Below are 10,499 nucleotides of genomic sequence, written 5' to 3' on the forward strand. Positions count from 1 at the left end.
GTACAGTGTACTGCGTGCCGATGCACCCGTCAAGTTGTGAAATCGTGAAACCCCCGGCACCAAGGGTCGGTACACGGGCCACTATGAGCAAGGAATCACAGGATTTGGTGGCGCGGATTCGGGATGGCTTGCGCCAGGCCAGGAAACGCATGGTCCAGGTGGCCCTCCTCCGGGGAACCATCCTGCTTTTTACGGTCCTTGCAGGCCTCTGGTCAGTGCTTTCCATCCTGGAAGCGTTGCTCTGGACCCCGCCTTCCATCCGTTCGGTCTTGCTGGCCGTGGCCGGCGTCGCCGTTTTGGGGGCCCTGACAGCGTGGATAGTCGTTCCGGTCGCCCGCGGGATGGGACTATTGCCTGGATTGCATGACATGGACGTGGCCCGCTTGATGGGGCGTCGCGAAGCCCTTGTCGGCGACTCCCTCATCAATTTGCTGCAGCTGTCCGCAGGTCAGCATTCCGATGCGCCACCGGATTTCGTGGACCAGGCGGTCCAGCGGCTGGCCCGACCACTCGATCGCGTTTCCTGGGAACGGATTGAGGAATTCCGTTCCGTGAACCCCCTGTTCCGGTGGAGTGTGCTACCCGTGTCCATCCTTCTGGTCTTCCTCCTGGCCGCTCCGAGCGTTTTCCTGTCCGCTTCGGAGCGACTCCTGCACCCCGGTACCACGTTCGAGAAGCCGGCTCCGTTCTCGCTCCGTGTTTCGCCTGGCCATGCAGAGCGTGTCGCCGGGGAGTCCCTTGTCGTCAGCGTGGCAGCGGACGGCGCCATTCCGGACGTGGCTCCCGTGGTGGAACGCCTCATCACGGGCGAATCGCGCCCACAGATCCTGGATGTCCAGGCCACGGGTCCGGCTTCCTGGTCCATGGAATTCCCTGACATCCTCCAGCCCTTCCGCTACCGGGTCACTGCAGCAGGAATCGCATCGGAGTGGTATGACGTGCATGTCGTGAACCGTCCCATCGTACAGCAACTCCAGCTGGAACTGCTCCATCCGGGCTACACACGCATACCGGCCCGCGTCCTTGAGCCCAACGTCGGAGACGTGACTGCATTGGCTGGTACCGTCGTCAGACCGCGTATCCGGACGGCCGGCGCCGAAGTCGGTCAAGGTTGGATCGCGTTCGCATCGGGAGATTCCATCGCCCTGGATCTGGAGGCCGGCATGGCCACGGCATCATTCGTCATCCGGGATTCCGATGCCTACCACGTCACGTTGCGTTCGACGGAGGGCGTGTCCAACGCCACACCCATCCCCTATCGGATAACGGCGGTCCGTGACGGCGCACCGTCCATTTCCATCCTGGCGCCCGAGCCCCTGACCAATCTGGATGATGACCAGCGTGCGTTCGTGCTGCTCCACTTCACGGATGATTTCGGTTTCCGGTCGCTGACACTCCATTGGAGGCTGGCGGAGAGCCGATTCGGTACCGTCCAGGAGACCTTCTCATCCACGGAGCTGCCCCTGACCGAGCCCTATCTCCTGGACCAGGAGTTCAGCCATGAATGGAACGTGTCGTCCACGACTGGCCTCGTGCTTGCTCCCGGAGATGTCGTCGAGTACTACGCTGAAATCACCGACAACGATACCGTGACCGGCCCGAAGCGGGCGCAAACCCGCGTCCATCGGCTGCGCATGCCGTCCATTGCCGAGAAATACGAAGCGGTGGACAACCTGGAAGACGACACGGAAGAGAGTCTTGAGGAATTGATGGAGAAGGCGCAGAAAGCGCGGGAGGACTTCGAGGAGCTGCGTCGCAATCTCATGCAGAAGACGGAAGCCGAGTGGCAGGAAGAGCGTGCGTTGGAGCAACTCCAGGAGCAGCAGAAGCAAATGGAAGAAGCCGTCGAAGCCGTTTCCCAGAAAATGGAGGAGTTGGCCGACGAAATGTCCCGTAACGACCTCGTCTCGGAGGAAACCCTCAATACGTTCGAAGAACTGCAACAGGTCGTCGAGGAAGTCCGGACTCCGGATTTGATGGAGGCCCTCCGTGAAATGCAGGAGTCCATCGAGCAGATGAATCCGAACCAGATGCAGGAAGCGATGGAGAAATTCGAGTTCTCCGAGCAACAGTATCAAGAGAGGCTGGAGCGGTCACTGAATCTGTTCAAAAACTTCCGCGTGCAGCAGGACCTCGAGGAAGTGGAGCGACGCGCCGAAGATCTTGCCCGGACCGAAGAAAAACTGGCGGAAGAGACCCAGGCGGAGAATGCCCAGGAAAAGGCCGAGGATCTTGCCAAACAACAGGAGCAAGCGTCGGAAGAGATGACCGCCCTGGAGGAAAAGATGGAAGAGATCCGGGAGCGCATGGAAGAGCTGAAGAATCAGCCGACCGAAGAAATGCAGGATCTTCTCGAAGACACGCAGGATCAGGAGATCCCGCAGAAAATGAAGGAGAATGCGGAGCAGATGCGCCAGGGCGACATGAATCAGGCCCAGCAGCAACAGCAGGAGATGTCCGAACAACTGGATCAATTGTCGGGAGACCTGTCCAATATGCAGATGAACGCTGCGGGGGCACAGATGCAGCTCAATCTGGCCGGCATCCGGTCTGCCCTGGAAGACGTGCTTACCCTGTCCGTGGGACAGGAGCAGTTGCGGGTGGACGTGACCGGCTATGCCGTCGACTCCCCCCAACTCAGGGATGCAGCCCAACTTCAGGTGCGCTTGAGTGAAGGCCTGAGCGTCGTGGCCGATTCGCTGCAGCGCATTGCCCGTGAAGTTCCTCAGATGTCCAGGACCATCCAGGAGGAGACCGGCAGTGCGCTCCGGCAAATGTCGGAAGCGACGTCGGCGTTGACGGAGCGGGCGGCCCGGCGCGCCGTGAATCATCAGCGCACCTCCATGACGCACATGAATGAATTGGCGCTGCTCCTGTCCGAATTGCTCAACCAGATGAACAATGCATCCGGTGCCGGCCAGAGCAACATGTCCATGGAGCAGATGATGGAACAGCTCCAGAACATGGGCCAGCAGCAGCAACAGATCAATCAACAGATCCAGCAGCTGCTCAACGACATGCAGGGGAACCGACTGACCCAGGACATGACCGAACGGCTCCGACAAATGGGCGCCCAACAGGAGCAGATCCGTCAGCAGCTCCGTGAACTGAGTCGGAACCGTGAACTCCGGAACAAGGCCTTGGGTGACCTCAACCGCATTGCCGATCAAATGCAGGAAACCATTGAGGAACTGCAGGGCTCGCGGGTCAACCGACAGACCGTAGAGCGGCAACAGGAAATCCTGACCCGGTTGCTGGAGGCCTCGCGCTCCCTGGAACAGCGTGGCCGCGAGAACAAGCGGGAAGGTCGGACCGCTGAGGAAATCCTCCGGGACAGCCCGGCCGATCTGACGCAATCCGAACAGGCGGAGCGACTCCGTCGGGATCTCATCCGCGCCCTGGAGTCAGGTTACGCGGAAGACTACCAGGTCCTCATCCGGCGCTATTTCGAATTGCTTCAGCAGCAGGACCCGCGTCAATGAACCGCGCCTGCAGCTCGGGTGTCGGTATCCGACAGGTCTCCTGCTTCCCGAACCAGCGGTAGCGGTTGCGGGCTACCCAATGATATACGGCGTCCCTCAAAGCCCGGGGCACGATACGGAACACGCGAAGCCAGGACCATGGAAACGGCATCCGGGATGCAATCCTCAACGCCGCATCCGATGCCGTATGGACGCCGTCCCCGTCAATCAGGACAATACTGTCCAGCCAGGCCTCATCCACTCGGGACTGCGCGAGCACCCGCCTGCCCTCCTCGGACTGCAATGCACCGAACCGGAAAACGGCATGGGGGTCACGGTCAATCACGAAATTGACACTGGCATTGCACAGATTGCAGACGCCATCGAAGAGTATGATCGGATGGGAAGGCATCGTCCTTGGAACGCCCACCCCGTTCGAATGCTTCCTGTACAGGTAGATCACATGTGAATCTTGTAAAAACAATTCAAATGTGGTATTTTTAGTGTTCGTGTGAAGCTGGATGGAGACCTTTCTTCGGCCTCCGGTGCAGGAGCCTGGTCAATCGGTCGCCCATCCTTCGTTCCAACAAACGCTACAGGTATGGCAAACCCGAAAAGGATACTGGTCATTTCAGGAGAAGTCGCTCCTTTTTCCGAAACGTCGTTCATTGCCGGCCTTGCCCGCAATCTTCCGGAAGCGCTTCACGAGACAGGTGAGTATGAGACGCGGATCATGATGCCGCGCTATGCTACGGTCAGTGAACGAAGAAATCGGCTGCATGAGGTCATCCGATTGTCAGGAAGCGAAATTCGACTGGGAGAACGCGTGGAAACCCTCCGCGTCAAGGTGGCCTCCATCCCGGGCATCCGGCTCCAGGTCTACTTCATGGACAATGTCCACTACTTCAAACGGAAGGGCATTTTTGCGGACCGTCAGGGCAAGCTGTTCGAGGACAACCTGGAACGGGCCGCTTTTTTCTCCAGGAGTGTCATCCGGACCATCCGGAACCTGGGTTGGCAACCGGATCTGGTTCACGCCTTCGGTTGGATGAGCGGGTTCGTGCCCTATGTCCTGCGGACGGAATTCGCCAACGACGAATTGTTCAAGGATGCCAAGATTGCATATACCCCGCAAGTCGTGGAATTCGACGGCGCGCTGAAGGAAGGTGATATCGCCGGGCTGAGCCTTGAGGCCGATGCTGACCTTGTCGGGCTCAGCCCGAACCGGATTGGCATGCGGTATGCGGATGGCGTCATTTTCCCGGAACAGCTGGAAGCGCTTGCTGAAGGTCATCCGGTATTCAAAGGGACCATCGAAGAACAGCGCGACCAGGCCATGGCCCTTTACGACTCCATCCGGCCGGTCGTAGCTGTCTGATCACAGCGGGAAACCTGACACTCCAGCAGTGCATTGTAGGTGAACTCGTCGAAAACCCCATCGGCCTCGGTCAGTGGGGTTTTCGGTTTGTACGCTCGTTTCATATTGACGACTGAATGTACCGTCCTCCAGCGACAGCCCTGTTCCTGATTCTTGCCACGCTCCTCTCCACCGGATGCAGTGATGACCCCTCAAACGTAGGTATCGGTCTGGTCGATGCCCAAGCCGGCGATGCGCTGGTGGAAACCCACGATGCCGTGACTTTTGCGGCCGATGGGCCCGCGGATATCACCGGCGGGGACATCACAACCGGTGCCACGCGGGCCCTCGCCGGGCTTGTGGACGATCCGAGGATCGGCGTCTTCACCGCCAATGGATTCGTTGACTTCGTACCGTCCGGGACCTTCCCCGCGTCCTTTACCTCGGGCACGGTTTCGTATGTGGAGCTGCTTCTGGATATCGATTACGTCCACGGTGATACGACCCGGACCCTTGGAATGGACGTATCGGACATTTCGACGGCATGGACGAGCGTCGGTCGTCGTGCCGATACCACGTTGACGGTCGGTTCACCCATCCAGGCCTTCGATGTCAACCCGATCTCCCGGACGGTACGGGTTGTCATGCCGGACGAATGGGTCGCCGTCAATGGGGCCGTTCTCCGGTCCACGACCTTCCAGGACGATTTCCACGGCTTCCGCATCCGGGGTCTCTCGGGCAATGCCGTGGTCGGATTCAACCTGGTCAACTCCCGCATGCGTGCATCGGCCGTGGCCGGCGACACGGTATCGTTCGCCATGTCAAAAGTATTGACCACGCTGCCCGCCGATCCGACCGGCGGACCGGCGGGTGCGGTCGTGCTCCAGGATGCCGGCCGCAATACCGTCACACTGAAATTTCCGGACCTGCCCTCCATGGCCGTCCATCAGGCCGTGGTACGGGCCCAGGTGTACACGCCACAAGCAGAGGATCCCCAGGGATTTGCACGCCCTGTGCCACCGGCTATCGGACTCCGGGCGGTGACTGCGGACAATTCCGTCCGCCTGCCACTGCTGACCGTGCAGGCGGCCGAAGACGGATCTGTGGTGTTCGAGGACCCCATCATCACGCGGATCATGCAGCAAGCCGTCCTCGGCTTGTCCGAGTTCGACCGTTTCGAGCTGTATATCCCGACCGGCAGCTCAACCGTCGGATCGTTGTCGCTGACGGGTGGACCATCGGCCGGCGGTGGCCCTCGCCTGATCGTTACCCATACTCCGCTTGATTGAGCCATGCTGAAGTTTACCCGACCTGCCTTGGCGGCCATCGCCCTTCTTGTCTTCACGGGCGCATCCTTGTCCATGGCCCAGAGCCGTTCAGACGGCTCGGTCTACTCCCGTTTCGGACTCGGTGAGCGTGCGTTTTTCCTGTCCTCCCAGTCCCAGGCGATGGGTCATGCCGGCTCGGCGCTCGGATCGTTCCGGTACGCGAACCTCGCGAATCCGGCGGGTCTGGCCGATCAGTTTTTCACCCGTGTGAACGGTGGAATGACCATGGAGCGCCTTACCTCCTCCGAAACCGGTCTCGACGACAGCATACTGAATTCGGGGCGGTTCAATGCCGTGCACATCAGCTTCCCCATCCGGACGCGCAAGACAGGCATCGGTCTGTCGCTCGAACCGTTCACTCATGTGAACTACCGGATTGACAAGACCACGAGCATTGTCGCCGACGGAACGGAAACCCCCGTACTGACAACTTTCCAGGGAAACGGGGGTCTTTATCAAATGACAGGGGCATTGGGGCAGCGGCTCACGCCCAACCTGTCTGCCGGACTGGCCGTCTCGTACGTCTTCGGCCTGCTGGAAGAAGCCCAACGGACCACCTTCAACAATGTACGATTCACGGACAGCGACATATCCAACAATACCCGCCTCAGTGGTGCATCGGCCACACTGGGACTCCGGTTCCAGCGACAGGGTATCCTTGGATGGGATCGTCCGATAGCCATGGGTCTGTCCGTGACACTCCCCTCGACGCTCTCCGGCGAACGGACGCTGACGTTGGACGCCGGGTCCACGTCCGATACCCTTACCGTCGTCGGATCCGGGAATATCGATCTGCCCGTACGCATCCTTTTCGGCCTCATGTTCCAACCAGCGACGGAGTGGACTGTAGTCGCCGATGTACACCATGAACGATGGTCGTCCCTTTCTTCGGACTTTTCCCTGCCCGGCGTCGGAGCGGGGAACCAGGGCGTGATGGACCGCACCAGACTGGCGGCCGGATTCGAATACTGGCCCGGAGCACGACGTCCGTTCGGCCCCTATTTCGTACGAATGGCGTACAGAATGGGCGTTTACATGGACGAGTCGTATGTTTCGCCGCATCCTTCAGAACAGATCCGGTCCGTCGGTGTAACCGGGGGCGTCAGCGTTCCAACCGGCATTCCCGGCACGACTATTGATCTGAATCTGGATGTCGGGCGTCGAGGGACGACCTCCGATGGTCTCGTCAGGGATCGGTACATGAAATTCGGTATAAACATAAATTTTGGTGAACGTTGGTTCGACCGCTTGCCACTCGGCTGACAGGACCAGGATCTTACCTTCATCAGTCATTCAAAGACCACCATGATCAGGAAGAACGCACCCAATCCGAAAATCGTCATGCTGACGCTGCTGATGGCATTGTTCGCCACCACAGGCGTTTCCAAGGCTGCCTTCGCCCAGAATGAATGCGAAGCCGCCGACGAGAACACCATCCGGATGAACTACAGCCTCTATTACGAGGACTTCAAGATCGAGAGCTACGAGACGGCGCTTCCGTATTTGCGTTGGATCCTGAAGTGCGCCCCGGCATTCCCGACGAATTCCGACCGCAATTACCGTCGTGCCGTGGAGGCCTACACCGGTATTGCCACGTCCCTGGAAGATCCGGAGCTGCGCCGCGCCTACCTCGACAGCGCGCTCTACATCCACGATGTAGCCGTGCCCGAGTTGTCGGCTGCTGGCGCTGAAGTAAGCGAGTCCTGGTGGATCTTCAACAAGGGTCGATTCATCCAGACCCACGGTGCGGACCTCCCCGATCTGCAATCCGAAGTCGGCAGCCTCTATCTGCAGACCTACGAACTCGACAAGGAGAGCCTGCAGTCCTATTACATCAACTTCATCATCGATGACTTCGTGCGGAAGGAAGACAAGGCGTCGGCCGTCGACTTCATGGACCGCGTGGAATCCGACTTCCCGGACAACCAGGAACTGCAGGACTTGATCGACCAGTGGCGCGGACAGCTGTTCACGTCACCCGCCGAGCGGATTTCCTTCCTCGAGGGCCAGATTGAAAAGAATCCTGACGATTCGGAACTGAAGGAAGAACTCCTTGAGCTCTACATGCAGGAAGGGATGCGCGACCTGGCCTATGAGTTGTCCGAATCCGTCATGCAGACCTCCCCTTCTGCGCGACTGTATCGCGTTGTGGGCAAGATGCGCCTGGAGGATGGAGACTCTGACGATGCCATTCGCCTCTACGAGGAATCCCTCACCATGGAGGGCGGCATGGAGTCTGCCCGTGAGGTGTACTACAACATCGGCATCGCCCATCAGCAGGAAGGACGGTTGGCGCGTGCACGTACGGCCTTCAGGGAAGCACTGAGTGCAGACCCCAATTACGCCATTGCGCTGATTGCCATCGGCGACCTGTACGTCTCGGCCGTCCAGGGCTGCGGATCGTTCGAGCGTGAGGACCGAGCCGTTTACTGGCTCGCGGCCGACTACTTTGAACGGGCAGCAGCCCGCGCAGCCGACGATCGGATTGCTCAGCAGGCCCGCAGCCGCGTCTCGAACATCGCCCGGTTCTTCCCGACCGCTGAAGACAAGTTCTTCAAGAACTGGAATCCCGGCGACCGATTTGCCATCGACTTCGGTTGCTATACATGGATCAATGAATCGACCACCGTTCGTTGACGGCAGTTGACCTGATCATTCGGTATATTTCGGGGGCGGAACACACGCGTGTTCCGCCCCCACTTTTTTGGCCTGAAAACCCATCCCAACGCTAATTCGCATGTCCCAAATCCTTGATGTCCACGCCCGCCAGATCTTCGACAGCCGCGGGAATCCGACGGTCGAAGTTGAAGTTGTCACCGAAGATGGATTCATGGGTCGGGCCGCCGTTCCCAGTGGTGCCTCCACCGGAGAGCACGAAGCGGTTGAACTCCGGGACGGGGATCCCGAACGGTACATGGGCAAGGGCGTCATGAAAGCCGTCGAGAATGTCAACGAGATCATTGCGCCCGAACTGGACGGATGGTTCGTATTCGATCAGATGGAGATCGACGAGCACCTTATTGAACTGGACGGTACGCGCAACAAGAGCCGACTCGGAGCGAACGCCATTCTCGGCGTATCGCTGGCCGTGGCGAACGCAGCGGCCGATGCCGCCGGTCTTCCCCTGTATCGGTATCTGGGGGGCGCCGGCGCCCGGGAATTGCCCGTTCCCATGATGAACATCATCAATGGTGGGCGACATGCCGACAACAGCGTCGACATGCAGGAGTTCATGATCATGCCGACGGGCGCATCGTCCTTCTCTGAGGCCCTGCGCATGGGGTCGGAAGTGTTCCACCATTTGAAGAAGGTGCTGTCTGACATGGGACACAGCACGGCCGTGGGTGACGAAGGCGGATTTGCCCCTAATCTCTCGTCCAACGAGGAGGCGGTGGAAGTCATCCTGAAAGCCGTTGAACGGGCCGGATATCGGCCGGGAGAAGACATCCACCTCGCGCTCGATCCGGCAACGTCGGAAATGGCCCTGGATGGCGGTTACCAGTTCTGGAAAAGCGATCCTTCCCGCGTGCGCAGTTCCGACGAAATGGTCGAGTTCTGGGCCGACTGGGTCAAGCGGTATCCCATTGTATCCATTGAGGACGGCATGGCCGAAAACGACTGGAGCGGCTGGAGCAAGCTGACCGCGGCCATCGGTGAGTCCGTCCAGATTGTAGGTGATGACCTGTTCGTGACCAACACGGAATTCCTGCAACGCGGCATCAAAGAACGGTCCGCGAACTCCATCCTGATCAAACTCAATCAGATAGGTACGTTGTCGGAAACCTTGTCAGCCATCGAGTTGGCTCACAAGAACGGCTTCACGGCAGTCATCTCCCACCGGTCCGGCGAAACCGAAGACACCACGATTGCCGACCTCGCCGTCGCCGTGAACAGTGGCCAGATCAAGACCGGCTCGGCCAGTCGATCCGATCGCCTCGCGAAATACAACCAGTTGCTGCGCATAGAAGAACAGCTCGGTACAGCTGCCGTATATTCCGGGATGGACACGTTCCGATTCCGGCGCTGAACCCTGGCACCATGACCTGGATTTCCGACATCAAGAGCTTTTTTCTTGCCCGACGTCGGTTGGTTCTGCTGGGTTTGGGGATCGGTGCCATTTTCTGGTTCCTCTTCCTGGACAGCCACAGCCTGTGGACCCGTGTACAGTTGCATCGTGAACATGCACGACTGAGTGCGCACAATGCGGCCATTGCCGCGGAGATCGAGGAATTGGAAACCAAGCTCTCGCGGCCCCTTACCGACGACGAAGTGGAGCGGATAGCCAGGGAGGAGTACGGTATGCAGCGGGAGGACGAGACCGTTTACCCGATTGAGGCCCACCCGTGAACATGA

General features: G+C 59.4%; 8 protein-coding genes. 7 read left to right on the forward strand and 1 reads right to left on the reverse strand.

Going from position 1 to position 10,499, the window contains the following annotated elements; genetic code table 11:
• The first annotated feature begins 83 nt into the window (after positions 1 to 83).
• Positions 84 to 3,482, forward strand: coding sequence for a DUF4175 family protein (locus tag RIE53_03465; GenBank protein ID MEQ9103733.1), 3,399 nt, complete (start codon positions 84 to 86; stop codon positions 3,480 to 3,482).
• Here RIE53_03465 and RIE53_03470 read toward each other — a convergent pair.
• Positions 3,433 to 3,873: a thiol-disulfide oxidoreductase DCC family protein gene (locus RIE53_03470; protein MEQ9103734.1), complete on the reverse strand. Its 441-nt coding sequence runs from the start codon at positions 3,871 to 3,873 to the stop codon at positions 3,433 to 3,435. The two genes, RIE53_03465 and RIE53_03470, sit on opposite strands and share 50 nt — an antisense overlap.
• Positions 3,874 to 4,062: 189 nt before the next feature.
• Between RIE53_03470 and RIE53_03475 the strand changes: the two genes are divergently transcribed.
• From RIE53_03475 to RIE53_03500, 6 genes are all read left to right on the forward strand, one after another.
• Positions 4,063 to 4,839: a glycogen/starch synthase gene (locus RIE53_03475; protein ID MEQ9103735.1), complete on the forward strand. Its 777-nt coding sequence runs from the start codon at positions 4,063 to 4,065 to the stop codon at positions 4,837 to 4,839.
• Between the two features lie 116 nt (positions 4,840 to 4,955).
• Entirely contained in the window at positions 4,956 to 6,107 is a 1,152-nt protein-coding gene (locus RIE53_03480; protein MEQ9103736.1) for a hypothetical protein, read from the forward strand.
• Between the two features lie 3 nt (positions 6,108 to 6,110).
• Positions 6,111 to 7,409 (forward strand): hypothetical protein, encoded by a 1,299-nt coding sequence (locus RIE53_03485; GenBank protein MEQ9103737.1) that lies wholly within the window; start codon positions 6,111 to 6,113, stop codon positions 7,407 to 7,409.
• Positions 7,410 to 7,451: 42 nt separating this feature from the next.
• Positions 7,452 to 8,783 (forward strand): tetratricopeptide repeat protein, encoded by a 1,332-nt coding sequence (locus RIE53_03490; GenBank protein MEQ9103738.1) that lies wholly within the window; start codon positions 7,452 to 7,454, stop codon positions 8,781 to 8,783.
• Positions 8,784 to 8,883: 100 nt separating this feature from the next.
• Positions 8,884 to 10,173, forward strand: coding sequence for a phosphopyruvate hydratase (gene eno / locus RIE53_03495; GenBank protein MEQ9103739.1), 1,290 nt, complete (start codon positions 8,884 to 8,886; stop codon positions 10,171 to 10,173).
• A gap of 11 nt (positions 10,174 to 10,184) precedes the next feature.
• Positions 10,185 to 10,493, forward strand: a complete 309-nt coding sequence (locus RIE53_03500) for a septum formation initiator family protein (GenBank protein MEQ9103740.1) — start codon at positions 10,185 to 10,187, stop codon at positions 10,491 to 10,493.
• Positions 10,494 to 10,499: the final 6 nt, after the last annotated feature.

Source organism: Rhodothermales bacterium, from assembly GCA_040221055.1.
Lineage (GTDB): Bacteria > Bacteroidota > Rhodothermia > Rhodothermales > UBA10348 > 1-14-0-65-60-17.